Origin of the sequence: uncultured Reyranella sp. (genome assembly GCF_945957355.1) — a bacterium.
Classification (GTDB): domain Bacteria; phylum Pseudomonadota; class Alphaproteobacteria; order Reyranellales; family Reyranellaceae; genus Reyranella.
On record NZ_CAMFKM010000013.1, the window covers coordinates 142,613 to 160,434 of the forward strand.

The window sequence follows — 17,822 nt, forward strand, 5'->3', positions numbered from 1 at the left end:
GCTCCCGAAACCGATTCAGTATGCCCACCCTGCGTCTCGGGCCTGTGATCATCGTCGCCGTCCTGGCCCTGGTGATTGCCGGGCTGGTGGCTCTTGCCGTCGTGGAACCGCGCCCGCCACTCAAGCACTTCGAGATTCCCGTCCCCAATGAGCGTCTTGCTCGCTAGCGGCGGACTTCTGGCGGCAGCTCGGGGCCCGTGAAGCGCAAGCCTGCCTTCAGGCACGTGCGGGAGGCCGAGGTCTTCCTCGAGATGCTGCAGGCGGAGCGCGGCGCCTCGAAGAACACGCTGCTCGCCTATGCCGCGGACCTGGCCGACCTCCAGGGTTTCCTGGCACGGCGCAAGCAGAGCCCGGTGACGGCCGACGCGACGGCATTGCGCGCCTATCTGAAGTCGCTCGACTATGTCGGCATGACGCCGCGCACGGTGGCGCGGCGTCTGTCGGTCATGCGCCAGTTCTTCCGCTTCCTGCTGGCCGAGCAGCGCCGCGACGACGATCCGGCGAGTACGCTCGACTCGCCCCGGCTCGGCCGGCCCCTCCCCAAGGTCCTGTCGCGCGAGGAGGTCGACCGCCTGATCGAGGCGGCGCGGACCAAGGATGCGGTCGATGGCGGCCGCATGGCGACCCTGCTCGAAATCCTCTACGCTGCGGGCCTGCGCGTCTCGGAGCTGGTGAGCCTTCCCCTGTCCGCCGTCGAACGCGATCCCTCGATGCTGCTGGTGCGGGGCAAGGGCGACAAGGAGCGGCTGGTGCCGCTGTCCGATCCGGCGCGAACGGCGATCTTGGCGTGGCTGCACATGCGCGCCGGCCAGCTCGCCGAGGGCGAGACCTCGCGGTTCCTGTTTCCCTCGCGCGGCCGGACCGGCCACCTGACGCGGCAGCGTTTTGCACAGCTCCTGAAGGAAGCGGCCCTGGGCGCCGGCATCGATCCGGCGCGGGTGTCGCCGCACGTGCTGCGGCACGCTTTCGCCAGCCATCTGCTCGCGGGCGGGGCCGATCTGCGCTCCGTTCAATTGATGCTGGGGCATGCGGATATCGCCACCACCCAGATCTACACGCACGTGCTCGACGAAAAGCTGCGCTCGCTGGTGCAGGAGCATCACCCGCTGGCAAGGCGAAAGCGCCGGCCGGCCGGTTGACAGGATTCCGCGACCGGGCGACACCTGCCCGCAATGACGATTTACCTCGACTTCGAGAAGCCGATCGCGGACCTGGAAGGCAAGATCGCCGAGCTTCGGCATCTGCCCAATTCCGGCGACGTGGACATCGCCGAGGAAGTCATGCGCCTGCAGGAAAAGGCGCATAAGCAGATTCGCGCGACCTACGCCAAGCTGACGCCGTGGCAGCGGGTGCAGGTCGCCCGCCATGCCGAGCGGCCGCACGCCCAGGCCTATATCGACCGGCTGATCACCGACTATACACCGCTGGCCGGCGACCGCGCGTTCGGCGAGGACGCCGCCATCGTCGGCGGCATGGGCCGGCTGCAGGGCCGCAGCATCGTCGTGCTGGGCCAGCAGAAGGGCGACGACACCGATTCGCGCATCAAGCACAATTTTGGCATGGCGCGGCCCGAGGGCTATCGCAAGGCGCAGCGCCTGATGCGGCTCGCCGACCGGTTCAAGCTGCCGGTGCTGACCCTGGTCGACACGCCCGGCGCCTATCCCGGCATCGAGGCCGAGGCGCGCGGCCAGGCGGAAGCGATCGCCAGCTCGATCGAGACCTGTCTCGGGCTCGGCGTGCCGCTGGTCAGCGTGGTGATCGGCGAGGGCGGCTCGGGCGGCGCGCTCGCCATCGCCTCGTCGGACCGCGTCTACATGCTGGAAAATTCGGTCTACTCGGTGATCACCCCGGAAGGCTGCGCCTCGATCCTGTGGCGCAACAACGCCAATGCCCAGGACGCCGCCGAGGCGATGAAGGTCACGGCCGCCGATCTCAAGAAGCTCGAAGTGATCGACGACGTGATCCCCGAGCCGATGGGCGGCGCCCATCGCGCGCGCGAGGAGACAATCGACGTGGTGGGCAAGGTCGTCGCCGAGGCGATCGCCGACCTCTCGAAGCTCGACGCCGACACGCTGCGCGAGCGCCGCCAGGACAAGTTCCTGGCGATGGGCAAGAAGGGCCTCTGACTTCCTTGTCGCTGCGCCTCAGCGTTCTCGACCAGTCGCCGATCCGCAAGGGTGGCACGCCGGCCGAAGCCGTGCGCGACACGCTGGAACTGGCCCAGCTCTGCGACCGGCTGGGCTACACGCGCTACTGGCTGGCCGAGCACCATAGCAGCGAGGCGCTGGCCGGCTCGACGCCCGAGGTGCTGATCACGCGCGTCGCCGGTCTCACCGAACGCATTCGTGTCGGCTCGGGCGGCGTGATGCTGCCGCACTACAGCGCCTATAAGGTGGCGGAGAACTTCCGCATGCTGGAGACGCTGTTCCCCGGCCGTATCGACGTCGGAATCGGTCGTGCCCCCGGTAGCGATCAGCATACGATGCGCATCCTGGCCGACGGCAAGCCCAACTGGAGCAACGCCGAGAAGTATCCCTACCAGGTGCGTGACCTCGTCGCCTGGCTGCACGACGCACTGCCGCTGAACCACGAAGGCACCGGCGTCGTGGCCCAGCCGACCGGCGAGACGGCGCCCGACGTCTGGCTGCTCGGATCGAGCGACGACAGCGCGGCGCTGGCCGCCCATTTCGGCCTGCCGTTCTGCTTTGCCCACTTCATCAATCCCGACGGCGGCGATGGCGTGACGCGCGCCTATCGCGCCCACTTCAAGCCATCGTCGCTGCATCCCAAGCCGATGCCGATGATGGCGATCTCGGTCCTGTGCGCGGAGACCGACGAGGAGGCCGATCTTCTTTCGCGCAGCCGCGAAGTCTGGGCGATGCGCCTGCGGACGCTGGGTAACCCCGGCCCCGTCCCGTCGGTCGAGGAAGCGCTGGAAGCGGCGAAGCAACCCGGCGCCGAGCGCTGGCTGCCGGCGCTCCGCCGCCGCTCGGTGGTCGGCTCGCCCAAGACGGTGAGGGCCGGCCTCGAACGCCATGCCGCGGCCTACGAGGTCGACGAGATCATGGCGGTGACGATCTGCTACGACTTCGAGAAGCGGAAGCGCTCGTACGAGTTGCTGGCGGAAGAGTTCGGGCTGAGCGCGTAGGCCTCAACGGAGCGCGCCACTCCAGTGGCGCTCATGATCATGATTGCGCCACTGGAGTGGCGCGCTCCAAAGATCAAAGCCCCGCCAGCGGGAATCCCTTGCCTTTGCCGTTCTGCGGCCGGCGCTTCTCGATCATGGCGCGAGCCTCGCTGGCGCGGCCGGCTTTCACCATCGCGGACGTCACGATGTATTCGAGCAGGTCGCGCTGGGCGCGGCTGCCGCCCAGGCGTTCGTGCGTGGCGAGCAGGGGCTCGATCTCGCCGATGGCGCGCGTCCAGTCGCCCTCTGCATAGGCCGCGAAGCCGCGCGCCAGCGGCGGCAGCATGTCGGCCGTGGCGCCGGCCGGATTCTCCGCGAACTTCGCGCGCGACGCATCGTCGCCGGCCATGGCGTAGGCCAGCACCGTGTGCATGTCGACGAAGCCGAGGCCCGGACGTCCGAACCACTTGGTGTTGTAGTCGGCAATCTCGCGCCAGCGCTGCGCCTGGCGCGGTTCGCCCGCCATCTCGGCGCGCGCCAGGAACGCCACGCAGTCGGTCGCGACGTTGATCTGCGGTCCCCAGGCGACGGCGGGGCTCAGCGCCTCGTCATAGATGCGCCAGGCCTCTTCCATGCGGCCGGTCTCCATCGACCACAGCGCGAGATGCCAGCTGTTGTGGACGTGCATGAGGCCGTCGCGCGAATAGTCCTTCATCCATTCCTTCAGGAAGGCGAGGCCGGTCTCGCGCTCGCCCAGCTCGTAGCAGAGATGGCCGCGGATATGGGCGGCGTGGGCGCTCCTCGGAAAGGCTTCGAGCGCGGCATCGATGTTGCGCTGGCCCTCGTCGAGCTTGTGCAGCTCGATCTGCGCGAAGGCGAGCTGCGTGCGGTACCACCAGTCGTCGCCATAGTGCGTCTCGAAGGGTTCGAGCAGCGCCAGCTGGTCGACCTCGCGGCCGCTCCTGCCGGAGAAACCGATCAGGCCGAACACGCTGGTCGCCGGCGCGAGCGCCATGGCGTCGCGCGGCCATTCCTTCATGTGTTCGCGAATCGCCTCGAGGGCGGCAGCGCCCTGGCCGGTCAGGATCTTCTCGAAGATCGCGATCTGGCTCTGTTCGCGCGGAGATGCGCTGGCGGCCAGCTCCTTTGCGCGCACGAGCGGCGCCTTGGCTTCGTGGCCGCGGCCCAGCAGCTGCTTGGCGCGGGCGAGCGATATATGCCCGAGGGCAAAATCCTCGTCGGCCTCGACGGACTTCTGGAAGGCCGTGTCCATGCCGGGCGTCGCGGCCATCAGGCTGTCGACGCCTGCGAGGTAGGCATCGCGCGCCGCGACCGATTGGGTGCCGAGCGGGTTGCCGTAGCGATCCTGCAGGCTGCTCATGACTTCTCCTTGCCCGCCGTGGGATCCCACATCGGCGAGGCCATGGTCTCGGTGAAATTCTTGAACATCATGTTGAACGAGATGCTGATGCGCTCGCTCTCGCCGTCATTGGCCGGCACCGTATGCTTCAGCCAGGAGGGGAAGATCACCATGCGGCCTTCCTTGCTCGGTGCGTTGGCGCCGTTGGCGGTGAGGCGCGTGTACTGGCGCGGCCTGGGCATGATCATCGAGGCCTGGCCGCGCGGATCCTGGAACAGAATCTGCGAACCGCCGGCCGGGATCGAGACATAGTAGACGCCGCTCAGGTAGTTGTTCGGATGATGGTGCATCGGATGGTAGGCGCCAGGCGGATTGATGTTCGCCCAGCAACCGGTGATCGCCATCGGATACTGATCGACCTGAAGGAAGCGGGCCACGCCGCGGCCTGCCGTCTCGACCAGTTTCACGAACTCGGCGAAGGCCGGTCGCGTGTGCAGATCCTGCGGCGTCTGCCAGTTGCTGCCGGCGGGCACCTTGGGACGCGGCGAGATCAACCGTTCGATCTCGGCCTTGAGTTTCGCATTGAGGCTCGCCGCCGCGGCTGGCTGGAGGTCCACGATCCACAACGGGGTCGGGAAAATCTCCTGCACTTCCTGCTTCTCGATCATGGCTGAAAGTATATCCCGCGATTGCCCGATTGTCCGTTAGGTGGTCCAATCCGCCGCATAAGCAAAGCGAGGAGGAAGCCCGGTGGCTGTGTCGATCCATGCCGTGACGCCCGATTTCGTGGCCGAAGTCGGCGATGTCGCCCTGAACAGCGTCTCGCCCGAGGACCTCGCCGCGATCCGCGAGGCTTTCACCAAGTATGCGGTCCTGGTCTTCCCCGACCAGGAATTCGACGACGAGAGCCAGCTCGCCTTCGCGCGTCATTTCGGCCCGCTCGAGACGACCGTCTTCATGGCGCGCAAGGGCCATAACCTGCGCCTGCACCAGAACATGGCCGATGTCGGCAATCTCGACGCCGAGAACCGCATCCTGGAAACCAACAACCGCCAGCGGCTCTACAATCTCGGCAACCGGCTGTGGCACACCGACTCCTCGTTCAAGCGCCTGCCGGCCTACTGCTCGATGCTGCATGCGCGCTCGATCCCACCGATCGGCGGCCATACGGAGTTCGCCGACATGCGCGCCGCCTACGACGCGCTGCCCGAGGCGACGAAGCAGCGTATCGCCGGGCTGGTTGCCGAGCACTCGATCATGACCTCGCGCGCGAAGCTCGGCTTCAAGGACTTCGACGAGAACGAGCGCCAGGCCTTCGCGCCGGTGCCGCAGGTGCTGGTGCGCCGGCTGCAGGATTCCGGCCGCATGAGCCTCTATATCGCCAGCCACGCCGGCGCGATCCGCGGCATGGCCGACGACGAGGCGCGCCAGCTGATCGACGAGCTCACCGCGCATGCGACGCAGCGCCAGTTCGTCCACGCCCATCGCTGGCGCGAGAAGGACCTGGTGATGTGGGACAATCGCTGCACCATGCATCGCGGCATGGCGTTCGACGACCAGCGCTACAAGCGCGACATGCGCCGCGCCACCGTCTCCGACGTCGCCCCGACCTGCGAGCAGATGGGGCTCGCCGTCGCGGCTGAGTAGACCGGGTAAAGGGGGGCCGCGGCCAGAATTCGGCCGCCGACCCCTTACGAATGGAAGAGCGGCGAGAGCGCGGCTCCCGTCCAGTAGACGGCGGCAGCAAGGATCGATGCCGCGATACCGACATAGCTCAAAGCGAAGGCTGCCCGAATAAACGACCACGCTGCCAACAGAAGGGCGACGGCTAGGCAAACGGTTGTCCAGGGCGTGACGAGAGCTGTCACGGTGAGGCAGATACTCGATAGTGCCATCAGAGCGCCCGTACCAGGTGCCACGCGTCGGACGAATTTGCCTTGGTCTTCAGCCGCCATATGCTCTCCACAAGAGCGCGTCTTCTGAAACACTACCTTTTCGCGAAAGCGATTGCATTCGTTCGCACGCCTCCTCCTATAGGAAACGTCAGGAATCAGTGCGCGGGAGTTGAGGATCGACATGAAGACGATTGCAGCGCTGGCGACGCTGATCGCACTCGTACTACCGGGTTGCGAAAAGCCTGCCTCCAACCTTGACGCAAAAAGTCCTGCTGGACGGATCATGTACCCGATCACCGCCGAGGAGGCTGACGCCGTTCTCTACCGCGCTCTGCGTTCGACGGCCCCGGAGGCAGACGTCACTGCCGTCGCCGGGCCCAACAAGGGGTATGTGGCGGTGATCAACAAGGATCGTCGCTCTTACACCTATTACGCATCAGCGGTGCCGGCGGTGGGACTCAGGCCCGACGGGACGAGAGTTGGTGGATACACCTTCGAGGTATCCGGATGGCAGTCGATCCGGGCTGGGTATCTGGTTGAATCCATCAACCTGGGGGCGGCGACGATCAGCGCGCCACTCCCTCTTGCGAGCAAATAGGCAGAACGCCATGCCCTCGCATTCACTTTTTATCGGCCTGGCTCTGGTGCTCTTTACGATCTTCTTCGGGGTCTTGGCGTGGACGGGTCGCATCTCGATCGGGTCGCGGACGCTCCTCGATCGACGAACTGACCCCAAAGGGTTCTGGATCGTCTTCGTCGCGTACCTGGCTCTGATTCTGTGGGGTATGAAGGACCTGCCGAACATGCTCGACCGGGTAGCCGCGGCGAATGCCACTCTCAAGCACCGGTCCGCCAGCCCTGAGTAATTCTCAACCAGCGACCGCAGAATAGTGCGTCACCCCCCTCACCCAGAGGCTGGGTGAGGGGGCCGCGCAGGCCGCATCAATCGAGTGATCGCCTCATGATCGTCCGCCGCCAGGGCGGATGGCCGTGGCGGTTCTCTGCCATCGCCTGCATGCGGAAGACATGCGGCCAGTCTCCGCGCGGCAATTCCTCGAAGCCGCGGCGCGCGTAGTAGGGCGCGTTCCACGGGACGTTGCGATAGGTCGACAGATGGAGCGCGCGATGGCCGAGGTCGCGGGCGGCCGCTGCGACGCGCTCAATCAGTGCGCCGCCGTATCCCTGACCCTGGCACCGCTGCAGCACCGAGAGCTGGTCGAGCCAGGCCGTGCCGCCCGGGAACTTCATCAGGGCGAAGCCGACCGGTTGGTTGACGGGCGAGACTGCAATCCATAGCCGATGTTCGCGCCGTCCTGCTTCGAGCGAGGCGAGACTGGCGGGCGGCATGTCGACGACGCGGCCGAGGCCCGCGCGGCGATAACGCAGGTCGGCCTCGTTTTCGATCTGCGGCAGCAGCTTGATTTCGTGCGGGTGTGGGCGGCGAATCATGGCAGGGGATTGGTTAGGCTGGTTGAAAGCCCGGAGGGAGCACCCATGACCATCGATATCGAACCGCTCAAGAAGGAACTCGGCCGCAGGATCGAGGACGAGGACGTCGTCACGCAGGCGCCGCTGAAGGCGATGATCGCGACCTTCGATCGTGACGACAAGGTACCGGCAGAGGGCGAGGCGATCGCGCCGGGCTGGCATCTCTGCTTCCTGCATTCCTACGCGCGCCGCAACGTGCTGGCCGAGGACGGGCTGCCGACCGAGGGCGGCGTGCTGCCCAAGATCCCGCTGCCGCGCCGCATGTATGCCGGCTCGACCTTCACCTTCGACGGCGACATCCGGGTCGGCGACAGGCTGCGCCGCGAGACCGAGTTCTCCGACGTGGCTCTCAGGGGTGGCGGCACCGGCAGCCTGATCGTCACCAGCCAGACGCGTCGTATCTATACGCCGCGCGGGCTCGCCGTCACCGAAGTGGCGAACACGGTCTTCCGCGAGGAGGTCAAGGCGGGCGAGAAGAGCGGCGTGCCGGTGCGCGAGGCGGCCCCCACCGACGTGCCGTGGCGGCGGACGATCAAAGTCGATCCGGTGATGCTGTTCCGCTATTCCGCCATCACCTTCAACCCGCACCGCATCCATTACGACCGCACCTACTGCATCGAGACCGAGGGCTATCCCGGGCTCGTCGTGCACGGGCCCTTCGCCCAGCAGTGCCTGTTCGACCTGCTGCGCGATTCCAATCCCGGGCGGTCGATCAAGACCTTCGCCATCCGCGCCCGGGCGCCGCTGTTCGACACCGCGCCGTTCGATGCGATCGGTCGCCCCACCGCCGACGGCAAAGGCGCGGAACTCTGGACGGTGACGCCCCAGGGCACGATCGCGGCGCAGGCCACGGCGACCTTCGCCTAAGCGGGCATGCAAGCACCGCCCCTGCCGCGGTTCCTGATCCCGCGGCTGCCGTTCTTCTACGGATGGGTGGTGCTGGGCTGCATCTGCCTCGCGGGCTTCGCGCGGCAAGGGCCGGCCGTTGCCGTACTCTCGATCTTCGTCGTGCCGATGACCGAGGCGTTCGGCTGGTCGCGCACGGAGATGTCGGGCGCGGTGTCGCTGGGCGGCGTGCTGGCGGCGATCCTCTCGCCGTTGATCGGGCCGTTCGTCGACCGCCGCGGCGCGCGGCTCGTGCTCTGCCTCGCGGTGGCGGGCACGGGCGTCGCCTGCATGGCGCTGTCACTCGTCCAGTCGCTGCTGCTCTTCTATCTGCTGTTCTGTTTCGCCCGCATGATCTGGGCGGGGCCGTTCGACCTCGGCCTCTACGGCGCGCTCAACAACTGGTTCGTGGCACGCCGCGGCATCGCCGCCTCGTTTGCGACGCTCGCACAGATGTCGGGGTTGGTCGGGCTGCCGCTGATCGCGCAGTTCGCCATAAGCGGTGCCGACTGGCGCGCCGGCTGGATCGCGGTCGGCGCCACGGTGCTGCTGGTCGGCTTCGTGCCGTGCTGGCTGCTGCTGGTGCGGCGGCCGGAGGATGTCGGCCTGCAGCCCGACCGGCTGGCCGACGGCAAGGCCGCGCCGCTGGTCGAGCCGCGCTGGAGCCGGGCCCAGGCGATGCGCACGCCGGCCTTCTGGCTGCTCTCGCTCTACACCGTCCTGCTGTTTCCCGTGCAGGCCGGCGTGAGTCTCCACAATGCGCCGCACCTGATCGAACGCGGCCTGTCGCCCGTGGCGGCGGCCTCGGTGATCGCCTTCGTCGCCATGCTCTCCGGCGCGTCGAGCTTCGGCATCGGCTTCCTGCCGCGCCGCTGGCCGGTGCGCTATCAGATGGCCCTGTGCGCGGCCTGCATGGCGCTCGGCAGCTACGGGCTGATCTTCGTCTCCGGGGTGGAGACTGCGATGGTGGCGGCCGGCCTGTTCGGCATCGGCATCGGCGGCATCATGCTGCTGCTGCCCGTGGCCTGGGCCGACTATTTCGGACGCGAGAGCTATGGCGCGATCCGCGGCGTGGCGCTGTCGCTGCAGGTGACGGCGCAGGCCGCCGGGCCGCTGGCCTCTGGCATGCTGCGCGACGGGAGCGGCAATTACACTGACTCGCTGCTGCTGTTCGGCACGCTGGCGACGCTCGCGGTGTTCGCCGCGCTGATGGCGCAACGTCCGCACGACCCGGCTTAAGCGGCTTGCGATATGCGGCTCACTCCCGTACGCTTCGCGCAAGCCCGTAAGAGGCTGCGCGCGTCGGAGTTGAATCGACGGCAGCGGACAGGGACGAAACAGACTTCGCGTAGAGACCGAGCGTCGATGTAGATGCACAGGCCCTTGGGGGGACCTGTAGTGCCGCGCCACCACGGATGAATTGCCGTGCGTGGTCGTTGAAACAGGACTCACCGAACGAGGCCACATGCCGCCATTGCTGGAGGTCAGAGGGCTCCATACCGAATTCCGTACCGGTGCAGGATTGGTGCGAGCCGTCGACGGTGTCTCGTACACGGTCGACTCCGGGGAGACCGTGGCCATCGTCGGCGAGAGCGGGTCGGGCAAGTCGGTTGGTGCGATGTCGATCCTGCGCCTCATTCCCGATCCGCCGGGACGAATTACCCAGGGTCAGATCCTGTTTGCCGGTCGCGACCTGCTCAGCCTGTCCGTCGAGGAGATGCGGGAGGTGCGCGGCAGCGAGATCGGCATGATTTTCCAGGAACCGATGACGTCGCTCAACCCGGTACTGACGATCGGCCGCCAGATTACCGAGACGCTGCAGCACCATCGCGGCGCCGACCGGGCGACGGCGGACCGGCGTGCCGTCGAACTGCTGACGCTGGTCGGCATCGCCGATCCCGAGCGCCGGCTGCGTCAGTATCCGCATCAGCTTTCGGGCGGCATGCGCCAGCGCATCATGATTGCCATTGCGCTCACCTGCGAGCCCCGGCTGATCATCGCGGACGAGCCGACGACGGCGCTCGACGTCACGATCCAGGCGCAGATTCTCGAACTCATGGCCGAGTTGACCCGCCGGCTGAACGTTGCGCTGATCATCATCACGCACAATCTCGGCGTCGTCGCGCGCTACGCCAGGCGGGTCAACGTCATGTACGCCGGCCGCCTGGTCGAAAGTGGCCCGGCGACCGAGGTCTATCACGATCCGCGTCACCCCTACACGATGGCGCTTCTGCGCTCGGTGCCGCGGCTCGACCGGCCCCGCCAGGCACGGCTCGATCCGGTCGACGGCCAGCCGCCCGACCTGACGCGCCTCGACGGTGGATGTGCCTTCCGTCCGCGCTGCCGGTTCGCCCTCCCGGCGTGCGGCGCGTCGCGACCCTCCCTGGAGCCGAGCGGGGCGGTGGACCATCTGTCGGCCTGCTTCCGCCGGGACGAACTTCCCGCGGCACAGGTCGCCGCATGACGGACATGGCCATGACGGACGTCGGTGCCGACAGGCCACTGCTCGAGATCAGGGGATTGCACATGCATTTCCCGATTTCCGAGGGAATCCTGATGCGGCGCCATGTCGGCGACGTGAAGGCCGTCGACGGGATCGATTTCAGCCTGCGTCGCGGCGAGACGCTCGGCCTGGTGGGCGAGAGTGGCTGCGGCAAGACGACGACGGGCCGCTGTATCCTGCAGCTCGAGCGCCCGACCTCGGGTGCCATCCTGTACGACGGCGTCGACATCAACACCCTGTCGCGCAACGAGAGGCTGGCGCTGCGCCGGCGCATCCAGGTGATTTTCCAGGATCCCTACAGCTCGCTCAATCCGCGGATGAAGGTGGGCGACATCGTCGGCGAACCGATTCAGGTCCATGGTCTTGCGCCGGATGCGGCGCGGCGCCGGGCGCGCGTGCGTGAACTGCTGCAGGTCTGTGGCCTCAACCCCAGCTTCGCCGATCGCTATCCGCACGAAATGTCGGGTGGTCAGCGTCAGCGTGTCGGCATCGCCCGCGCGCTGGCACTCGAACCGGAGTTCATCGTCTGCGACGAGGCGGTCTCGGCGCTCGACGTGTCCATCCAGGCCCAGGTGATCAACCTGCTCGAGGACCTGCGCGAGCGTTTCGGCCTCACCTATCTATTCATCGCTCATGACCTGTCGGTGGTGCGCCATCTTTGCCAGCGCGTGGCGGTGATGTATCTCGGCCGCATCGTCGAGCTGGCCGATTGCGACGAACTGTTCGACAACCCGCTCCATCCTTACACCCGCGCCCTGCTGGCGGCGGTGCCGGTGCCGGATCCGGTCATCGAGGCCGGCCGGAGCTTCCAGCCGGTGCGCGGCGAGGTGCCGAGCCCGATCAATCCACCTGGAGGCTGTGTCTTCCATCCGCGTTGCCCGAAGGCCGTGGGGAGTTGCAAGCAATTGCGGCCCGAGCTGCGCGAGTTGCGGCCCGGCCACTGGGTGGCCTGCAGTGAAGTGAGTTGAAGCGTTAACCAATCGGGGAAAACCAGAACGACCTGAAGAAAGTCAAGGGAGGCGACGATGATGAATCGGACCGGGTGGATTGGCGTAAGCTTCTCAATTGCTGTTACGGCGGCACTTGCTGCCACTCCGGTGGCGGCGCAGGCGATCAAGAAAGGCGGCACGCTCACCTACATGATTCCGGCCGATGCGCCGCCGAGCCTCGATGGACACAAGGAAAACACCTTCGCGACGTTGCACGCCACGGCGCCCTTCTACAGCACCCTGATCGCGATCAATCCCGACAATCCCTCGTCGACGACGGATTTCGTGTGCGATCTCTGCACGGAGATGCCGAAGGCGATCGACGACGGCAAGACCTACACGTTCAAGATCCGCAAGGGCGTCAAGTTCCACGACGGCACGCCGCTCACGGCCGCTGACGTTGCGAAGAGCTGGCAGTACATCGCGTTCCCGCCCAAGGGCGTTTCGAGCGCGCGGGAAGCCTATATGTCGATGGTCGACAAGATCGAGAACCCCGATCCCGAGACCGTGGTCTTCAGGTTGAAGTTCGCCACTTCGGCGTTCCTGCCCGCGCTCGCCGATCCTTTCGCCTACATCTACAAGAAGGACGTCCTGGAGAAGGAGCCCCACTGGTACGAGAAGAATGTCCTGGGATCGGGACCCTTCAAGTTCGCCGGATACGAGACCGGCCAGTCGATGAAGGGCGCGCGCAACCCGGACTATTACCACGAGGGCAAGCCCTATCTCGACGGCTTCACGGCCATCTTCGCCGCCAAGCAGTCGGTTCGAGTCGACGCCATCCGGGCCGACCGCGCCGCGACGGAGTTCCGGGGCATGCCGCCGTCGGCGCGTGACGAGCTGGTGAAGGAGCTCGGCGACAAGATCACCGTCCAGACCAGCGACTGGAACTGCGTCAACCTGCTGACACCCAACCAGAAGAAGAAGCCGTTCGACGACGTGCGGGTGCGCCGCGCGCTGGCACTGGCAATCGATCCGTGGAAGGGCGCTCCGGCGCTGTCCAGGATCGCCACCGTCCATACCGTGGGCGGGCTGGTCTTCCCCGGCTCGCCGCTGGCGGCGAACAAGGAGGAGCTGCAGAAGATCGCGGGCTTCGGCCCCGACATCGAGAAGGCGCGCGCCGAGGCCCGGAAGCTCCTGAAGGAAGCCGGCGCCGAAGGGCTCAAGTTCGAGCTCATGAACCGCAACGTCGACCAGCCGTACAAGTTCGTCGCCACCTGGGCGATCGACGAATGGAGCAAGATCGGCCTCAAGGTGACGCAGCGCGTGCTGCCTACCGGGCCGTTCTACGAAGCGCTGCGCAGCGGCAATTTCGAGGTCACCGTCGAGTTCAACTGCCAGAACATGGTCAATCCGCTGCTCGATGTCGCCAAGGTCCTGCCGCGCTCGGTCTATCCCGAGAACTATGGCGGCTATGAGGATCCGAAGCTGGTCGAGCTGTATAACTCGATGCTCAAGGAAACGGATCCGGCGAAGCAGCGCGCCAAGATGCGCGATTTCGAGACCTATGCGCTCGATACCAAGGTCGTCACCATCATGACCCCGTGGTGGAATCGCATCATCGCGCATCGTTCGTACATGAAGGGCTGGAAGATCAGCCCGAGCCACTATCTGAACCTTAACCTCGCGAACATCTGGCTCGACAAGTAGAACGGTCTGGATCGGGGAATCGGGCGCGCCGATGTATCGCTACATCCTGAACCGTCTGTTGCTGGCCGTCCCGACGCTGATCGGGGCGGCCGCGCTGGTCTTCATCCTGATGCGCCTGATCCCGGGCGACATCTGTGTGGTTCGCCTGGGCTCCGGCAGTTCGATCAACCCGGCCGCCGTCGCCAACTGCCATGCCCAGCTCGGTCTCGACCGTTCGCTGTTGCTGCAGTTCGTCGACTTCATCGTCGGATTCGCAAGCGGCGATTTCGGAACGTCGATGTGGTCTGGCAAGCCGGTTTCGCAGGAGATCGCCACACGCATCCCCGTGTCGCTGGAGATCGCGATCCTGGCCACCGTGGTGGCGGTGCTGATCGCCATCCCGCTGGGCACCATCTCAGCGCTTCATCAGAACAGCTGGCTCGACCATGTCGTGCGCACCGTGGCGATTGCCGGCATCGCCACGCCGTCGTTCTGGCTCGGCATCATGTCGATCCTGATCGTGCTCGACGTTTCGCACCTGCTGTTCGGTGCGCCCTGGATGCCGCCGATCAACTTCGTGCCGTTCTGGGAGGATCCACTGCACAACCTGTCGATCGTGATCCTGCCGGCGCTGACCATCGGATACCGCTATTCGGCGGTAACCATGCGCATGACCCGTTCGGCCATGCTCGAGGTGCTGCGTGAGGACTATATACGCACCGCCCGCGCCAAGGGTCTTCTGGAGCAGCTCATCGTCAATCGCCATGCGCTCAAGAACGCGATGCTGCCGGTGGTGACCCTGGTCGGCATCGAGTTCGCCTTCCTGATCGGCGGCCTCGTCGTGACGGAGCAGGTCTTCAACCTGAACGGCATTGGCCGGCTGTTCGTGCTCGCCGTCCAGAACCAGGACTATACCCTCACCCAGGCACTGGTGATGCTGACGGTCGCCATCTTCGTGGTCACGAATCTTGTCGTCGATGTTCTTTATGCGTGGCTCGACCCTCGCATCCGCTTCGCGTGAGGAGAGATCTGTGGCAGTCATAACCACCGAGGCTCCTGACGAGATCCACCGTTCGTGGCGCACGGCTGCGCTGGGCTTCTGCCGGCGCCAGCCGCTCGGCACCTTCGGCCTGACGATCGTGATCGTCACCGCCTTCGCAGGCCTGTCGGCGGAGTGGATCGCGCCCTACAACCCGACCGCCAACGATTTCGAGGCCATGACCGAGGCGCCGAGCTGGGCGCACTGGCTGGGCACCGACCAGTTCGGCCGGGACTTGCTGTCGCGAATCATCTACGGGGCGCGCACGGCGCTCATCATCGGCTTCATCTCGGCTTTCGTCGGCGGCTTCGCGGGCCTGGTGCTGGGCGTCGGCAGCGCCTATTTCGGCGGCAAGATCGACCTGATCCTGCAACGCGTGATGGACATCCTGATGGCGTTCCCGCTGATCATCATGGCGCTCGCCGTGGTCGCGATCTTCGGCACCGGCGTGCAGAACGTCATCGCCGCCATCACCGTGCCCCTGATACCGCGTTGCGCCCGCGTGGTCAGGTCAAGTGCGCTCTCGATCCGTGAAGTGCCGTACATCGATGCCGCACGAACCTGCGGATTCAGTCACAGCCGCATCATCCTGCGTCACATGATGCCGAACGTGGTGGCGCCGTTCCTGATCATGCTGACGGCCTTCGTGGGCCAGGCGATCCTGGCCGAGGCGTCGCTGTCCTATCTCGGCCTGGGCGTGCAGGAACCGACGCCGGCCTGGGGGCTGATGCTGCAGGGTGGAGCGGAGGAGTATGCCTCCACGGCGCCCTGGATCGCGATCTTTCCCGGGCTCGCGATCGCGCTCACCGTGTTCGGCTTCAGCCTGTTCGGCGACGCGCTGCGCGACGCCATCGATCCGAAGCTGCGGGAGCGCTGAGGCTTCCCTCAGTCGTTCGCGGCGCCGTAGCGCAGAGGGCGGAAGAAGTCCCTGATATCCTCGACCAGCAGGTCCGGCTCCTCGAGCGCCGCGAAGTGGCCGCCGCTCGGCATGATCGTGTGGCGGCGGAGATTGAACGCACGCTCGATCCATTCCTTTGGCGGCGCAGGCGCGATGTCGGCGGGGAAGGCGGCGAAGCCGGTCGGCGTCTCCACCTTCGCTCCCTTGGGCAGCGCGCGCGGCTTCTGCTCGGTGACACCGCGATAGAGCCAGGTCGAGGTGCCAGCCGTGCCCGTCAGCCAGTAGACCATGACGTTGTCGAGCAGCGTGTCCATCGAGAAGCGCTTGAGCGGATCGCCGCCGCAATCGCTCCACGCCTGGAACTTCTCGACGATCCAGGCGGCCAGCCCGACCGGCGAATCGGCAAGCGCCACGCCCAACGTCTGCGGCCGCGTCGCCTGGATGCGCTGGTAGGCGGTCTTGTCGTCGAGCGCGCCGCCCATCTTCGCAAGCCAGGCCTGTTCGTCGGCGCTCAGGGTGGCCGTCGCGAGATCGAGGCCTGGCCGCAGCCCCATCATATTGAGATGGACGCCGAGGACGCCGGCCTCGTCCTTCATCGGGTGGTCGAAGGCGAGCCAGGACGAGACGACGGCGCCCCAGTCGCCACCCTGCACGCCGTAGGGGCGGCCATAGTTGAGCTTCCCGGTGACGAGCTCGTGCCACAGGCCCGCAATGGCGCGCGGACCGATCGGCCCGGGCGTGCCGTCCGCGCGGATCGGCGGGCCGGAGAAGCCATAGCCCGGCAGTGACGGCACGATCACGTCGAAGGCGTCGAGCGGATCGCCGCCATGCTCCTCGGGATGGGCGAGGACGTCGATGATGTGCAGGAACTCGACGATCGATCCCGGCCAACCATGCGTCAGCACGAGCGGCAATGGCCGCGGCGCGTCCTCGACCTCGGTGCCGGGTTCGCGGATGAAGTGGATCCGCTGCGGGCCGATATCGACGAGATAGTTGGGCCACTGGTTGATGGCCTCCTGGCAGCGCTGCCAGTCGTAGCCGTGGCGCCAGTAGTCGACCAGCTCGGCCAGGAAAACGGGATCGGTGCCCGAGGCCCAGGAGCCGTTGTCGGCGATGGCGGTCGGCGGCCGCCAGCGGCGCAGGCGTTCGTCGAGATCGATCAGCGCCCGCTCGGGAATGTCGACCTTGAAGGGCTCGGGAGTTTCGTAGCGCGCGTCGGCCATGCCGACAGGCGTAGCGCGGAACTCACCCCTCCAGCAAATCCGCCTTCAGCCGTTCGCGTGCCGCGGCATCGATCCCGAGCGCCTTCTCGGCGAAGTCTTCCGGCGAGCCGAAGTCGCCGCGGACGACGTCGAAGGCGGCTTCGAGATAGGGCGTGCGGGCCTCGATGATGGCGGCACGGGTGTCGATGTCGAGCTCGGGATAGCGGCCGATATGGCCGGTCCAGAGTTCGTTGGTTCGGAGATAGTCCTCCAGCACCGTCTCCCACGGCACGCCCAGCAGGGTGAGCAACAGGGCGGAGGCGAAGCCGGTGCGGTCCTTGCCGGCGGTGCAGTGGAACACCAGCGGGCGATGTTCGCCGTCGCTCAGGGTAGAGAACAAGGTCCGGAAGCCCGGCGCGCAGCGGCGCGGATAGTCGCGATAATGGTCGGTGAGGAACCCCATCATGATGTGCGGGTTGGCCGTGCCGTCGGCCACCGCGCCGCGGATCTTGTCGCCGACGCCGGGTTCGATGTGGGCGCCGACGATGCGGCAGGCGAGGCCGTCGATCAGGTGCGGCGTCTCGGCCGCTTCGCTCACGCCGCGCAGGTCGACGATGGTACGGACGCCGAGACGCCCGAGGGCGCCGCGGTCCTCGTCGGTCAGGCCGCCGAGATGGGCGGAACGGAATACCGCGTTGCGTCGCACGGTGCGGCCGTCCTCGGTCGTGTAGCCGCCGAGGTCGCGGAAGTTGGAGCCGCCCTGAAGGGTCAGGACGAAGGGGAGGCTGGTGTCGGGCATGATGTTTTCTA

The 17,822-nt window shown here is 66.6% G+C and carries 20 protein-coding genes; 14 read left to right on the forward strand and 6 right to left on the reverse strand.

All coding sequences use genetic code 11. From position 1 onward, the window contains the following. The first annotated feature begins 20 nt into the window (after window positions 1–20). The 4 genes from Q0Q48_RS20700 to Q0Q48_RS20715 are packed head-to-tail and all read left to right on the forward strand — an operon-like array spanning window position 21 to window position 3,148. Window positions 21–167, forward strand: coding sequence for a hypothetical protein (locus tag Q0Q48_RS20700; RefSeq protein WP_295141921.1), 147 nt, complete (start codon window positions 21–23; stop codon window positions 165–167). A gap of 30 nt (window positions 168–197) precedes the next feature. Beyond that, window positions 198–1,139 (forward strand): site-specific tyrosine recombinase XerD, encoded by a 942-nt coding sequence (locus Q0Q48_RS20705; RefSeq protein WP_295141924.1) that lies wholly within the window; start codon window positions 198–200, stop codon window positions 1,137–1,139. Between the two features lie 33 nt (window positions 1,140–1,172). Beyond that, window positions 1,173–2,126 (forward strand): acetyl-CoA carboxylase carboxyltransferase subunit alpha, encoded by a 954-nt coding sequence (locus Q0Q48_RS20710; protein WP_295141926.1) that lies wholly within the window; start codon window positions 1,173–1,175, stop codon window positions 2,124–2,126. A gap of 5 nt (window positions 2,127–2,131) precedes the next feature. Next, window positions 2,132–3,148 (forward strand): LLM class flavin-dependent oxidoreductase, encoded by a 1,017-nt coding sequence (locus Q0Q48_RS20715; RefSeq protein WP_295141929.1) that lies wholly within the window; start codon window positions 2,132–2,134, stop codon window positions 3,146–3,148. A gap of 73 nt (window positions 3,149–3,221) precedes the next feature. Here Q0Q48_RS20715 and Q0Q48_RS20720 read toward each other — a convergent pair whose 3' ends face one another. Together Q0Q48_RS20720 and Q0Q48_RS20725 are read right to left on the reverse strand one after the other, a co-directional pair. Beyond that, a complete protein-coding gene (locus tag Q0Q48_RS20720; protein ID WP_295141933.1) occupies window positions 3,222–4,508 on the reverse strand; it encodes a tetratricopeptide repeat protein in 1,287 nt (428 codons plus the stop codon). Then, complete coding sequence (locus Q0Q48_RS20725) at window positions 4,505–5,155, reverse strand: TIGR02466 family protein (protein WP_295141935.1); 651 nt, start codon at window positions 5,153–5,155, stop codon at window positions 4,505–4,507. The genes Q0Q48_RS20720 and Q0Q48_RS20725 overlap by 4 nt, the downstream gene beginning before the upstream one ends. 82 nt (window positions 5,156–5,237) lie before the next feature. On the opposite strand from Q0Q48_RS20725, the gene Q0Q48_RS20730 reads away from it, so the two are divergent. Continuing rightward, window positions 5,238–6,134, forward strand: a complete 897-nt coding sequence (locus tag Q0Q48_RS20730) for a TauD/TfdA family dioxygenase (protein ID WP_295141937.1) — start codon at window positions 5,238–5,240, stop codon at window positions 6,132–6,134. Between the two features lie 44 nt (window positions 6,135–6,178). Here the strand turns inward: Q0Q48_RS20730 and Q0Q48_RS20735 are convergent, their stop codons facing one another. After that, entirely contained in the window at window positions 6,179–6,565 is a 387-nt protein-coding gene (locus Q0Q48_RS20735) for a hypothetical protein (protein ID WP_295141938.1), read from the reverse strand. On the opposite strand from Q0Q48_RS20735, the gene Q0Q48_RS20740 reads away from it, so the two are divergent. Both Q0Q48_RS20740 and Q0Q48_RS20745 read left to right on the forward strand, forming a co-directional pair. Further along, the gene (locus Q0Q48_RS20740) at window positions 6,564–6,980 is read left to right on the forward strand and encodes a hypothetical protein (RefSeq protein ID WP_295141941.1); all 417 of its coding nucleotides are present in this window, start codon (window positions 6,564–6,566) and stop codon (window positions 6,978–6,980) included. The genes Q0Q48_RS20735 and Q0Q48_RS20740 overlap by 2 nt on opposite strands. Before the next feature lie 10 nt (window positions 6,981–6,990). Beyond that, window positions 6,991–7,248, forward strand: coding sequence for a hypothetical protein (locus tag Q0Q48_RS20745; RefSeq protein ID WP_295141943.1), 258 nt, complete (start codon window positions 6,991–6,993; stop codon window positions 7,246–7,248). 76 nt (window positions 7,249–7,324) lie between these two features. Here the strand turns inward: Q0Q48_RS20745 and Q0Q48_RS20750 are convergent, their stop codons facing one another. After that, window positions 7,325–7,831 (reverse strand): GNAT family N-acetyltransferase, encoded by a 507-nt coding sequence (locus Q0Q48_RS20750; RefSeq protein WP_295141945.1) that lies wholly within the window; start codon window positions 7,829–7,831, stop codon window positions 7,325–7,327. A 45-nt stretch (window positions 7,832–7,876) separates the two neighbouring features. Here Q0Q48_RS20750 and Q0Q48_RS20755 point away from each other — a divergent pair, with 45 nt between their 5' ends. The 7 genes from Q0Q48_RS20755 (at window position 7,877) to Q0Q48_RS20785 (ending at window position 15,789) form a co-directional block, all read left to right on the forward strand. Next, the gene (locus Q0Q48_RS20755) at window positions 7,877–8,737 is read left to right on the forward strand and encodes a MaoC family dehydratase N-terminal domain-containing protein (protein WP_295141948.1); all 861 of its coding nucleotides are present in this window, start codon (window positions 7,877–7,879) and stop codon (window positions 8,735–8,737) included. 6 nt (window positions 8,738–8,743) lie between these two features. Further along, a complete protein-coding gene (locus tag Q0Q48_RS20760; protein ID WP_295141950.1) occupies window positions 8,744–9,994 on the forward strand; it encodes an MFS transporter in 1,251 nt (416 codons plus the stop codon). A gap of 226 nt (window positions 9,995–10,220) precedes the next feature. Then, the gene (locus Q0Q48_RS20765) at window positions 10,221–11,219 is read left to right on the forward strand and encodes an ABC transporter ATP-binding protein (protein ID WP_295141953.1); all 999 of its coding nucleotides are present in this window, start codon (window positions 10,221–10,223) and stop codon (window positions 11,217–11,219) included. Between the two features lie 11 nt (window positions 11,220–11,230). Further along, a complete protein-coding gene (locus Q0Q48_RS20770; RefSeq protein ID WP_295141955.1) occupies window positions 11,231–12,226 on the forward strand; it encodes an ABC transporter ATP-binding protein in 996 nt (331 codons plus the stop codon). 57 nt (window positions 12,227–12,283) lie between these two features. Continuing rightward, the gene (locus tag Q0Q48_RS20775) at window positions 12,284–13,894 is read left to right on the forward strand and encodes an ABC transporter substrate-binding protein (protein ID WP_295141958.1); all 1,611 of its coding nucleotides are present in this window, start codon (window positions 12,284–12,286) and stop codon (window positions 13,892–13,894) included. 31 nt (window positions 13,895–13,925) lie between these two features. Then, entirely contained in the window at window positions 13,926–14,894 is a 969-nt protein-coding gene (locus Q0Q48_RS20780) for an ABC transporter permease (RefSeq protein WP_295141962.1), read from the forward strand. Window positions 14,895–14,904: 10 nt separating this feature from the next. After that, the gene (locus tag Q0Q48_RS20785; protein ID WP_295141964.1) at window positions 14,905–15,789 is read left to right on the forward strand and encodes an ABC transporter permease; all 885 of its coding nucleotides are present in this window, start codon (window positions 14,905–14,907) and stop codon (window positions 15,787–15,789) included. Between the two features lie 8 nt (window positions 15,790–15,797). Here the strand turns inward: Q0Q48_RS20785 and Q0Q48_RS20790 are convergent, their stop codons facing one another. Both Q0Q48_RS20790 and Q0Q48_RS20795 read right to left on the reverse strand, forming a co-directional pair. Further along, window positions 15,798–17,033 carry an epoxide hydrolase family protein gene (locus Q0Q48_RS20790; RefSeq protein WP_295141967.1) on the reverse strand — a complete coding sequence of 412 codons (1,236 nt, stop codon included), beginning with the start codon at window positions 17,031–17,033 and terminating at the stop codon, window positions 15,798–15,800. Between the two features lie 22 nt (window positions 17,034–17,055). Then, on the reverse strand, window positions 17,056–17,811 hold the full coding sequence (locus tag Q0Q48_RS20795; protein ID WP_295141969.1) for a tyrosine-protein phosphatase: 756 nt from the start codon (window positions 17,809–17,811) through the stop codon (window positions 17,056–17,058). Window positions 17,812–17,822 lie beyond the last annotated feature (11 nt).

Excerpts from the sequence above, each read along its gene's own strand:
- Q0Q48_RS20700 (WP_295141921.1), top strand. The coding sequence starts at position 21 with ATGCCCACCCTGCGTCTCGGGCCTGTGATCATCGTCGCCGTCCTGGCC.
- Q0Q48_RS20710 (WP_295141926.1), top strand. The coding sequence starts at position 1,173 with ATGACGATTTACCTCGACTTCGAGAAGCCGATCGCGGACCTGGAAGGC.
- Q0Q48_RS20720 (WP_295141933.1), bottom strand. The coding sequence starts at position 4,508 with ATGAGCAGCCTGCAGGATCGCTACGGCAACCCGCTCGGCACCCAATCG.
- Q0Q48_RS20725 (WP_295141935.1), bottom strand. The coding sequence starts at position 5,155 with ATGATCGAGAAGCAGGAAGTGCAGGAGATTTTCCCGACCCCGTTGTGG.
- Q0Q48_RS20740 (WP_295141941.1), top strand. The coding sequence starts at position 6,564 with ATGAAGACGATTGCAGCGCTGGCGACGCTGATCGCACTCGTACTACCG.
- Q0Q48_RS20735 (WP_295141938.1), bottom strand. The coding sequence starts at position 6,565 with ATGTCGATCCTCAACTCCCGCGCACTGATTCCTGACGTTTCCTATAGG.
- Q0Q48_RS20745 (WP_295141943.1), top strand. The coding sequence starts at position 6,991 with ATGCCCTCGCATTCACTTTTTATCGGCCTGGCTCTGGTGCTCTTTACG.
- Q0Q48_RS20750 (WP_295141945.1), bottom strand. The coding sequence starts at position 7,831 with ATGATTCGCCGCCCACACCCGCACGAAATCAAGCTGCTGCCGCAGATC.
- Q0Q48_RS20755 (WP_295141948.1), top strand. The coding sequence starts at position 7,877 with ATGACCATCGATATCGAACCGCTCAAGAAGGAACTCGGCCGCAGGATC.
- Q0Q48_RS20760 (WP_295141950.1), top strand. The coding sequence starts at position 8,744 with ATGCAAGCACCGCCCCTGCCGCGGTTCCTGATCCCGCGGCTGCCGTTC.
- Q0Q48_RS20765 (WP_295141953.1), top strand. The coding sequence starts at position 10,221 with ATGCCGCCATTGCTGGAGGTCAGAGGGCTCCATACCGAATTCCGTACC.
- Q0Q48_RS20770 (WP_295141955.1), top strand. The coding sequence starts at position 11,231 with ATGACGGACGTCGGTGCCGACAGGCCACTGCTCGAGATCAGGGGATTG.
- Q0Q48_RS20775 (WP_295141958.1), top strand. The coding sequence starts at position 12,284 with ATGATGAATCGGACCGGGTGGATTGGCGTAAGCTTCTCAATTGCTGTT.
- Q0Q48_RS20780 (WP_295141962.1), top strand. The coding sequence starts at position 13,926 with ATGTATCGCTACATCCTGAACCGTCTGTTGCTGGCCGTCCCGACGCTG.
- Q0Q48_RS20790 (WP_295141967.1), bottom strand. The coding sequence starts at position 17,033 with ATGGCCGACGCGCGCTACGAAACTCCCGAGCCCTTCAAGGTCGACATT.
- Q0Q48_RS20795 (WP_295141969.1), bottom strand. The coding sequence starts at position 17,811 with ATGCCCGACACCAGCCTCCCCTTCGTCCTGACCCTTCAGGGCGGCTCC.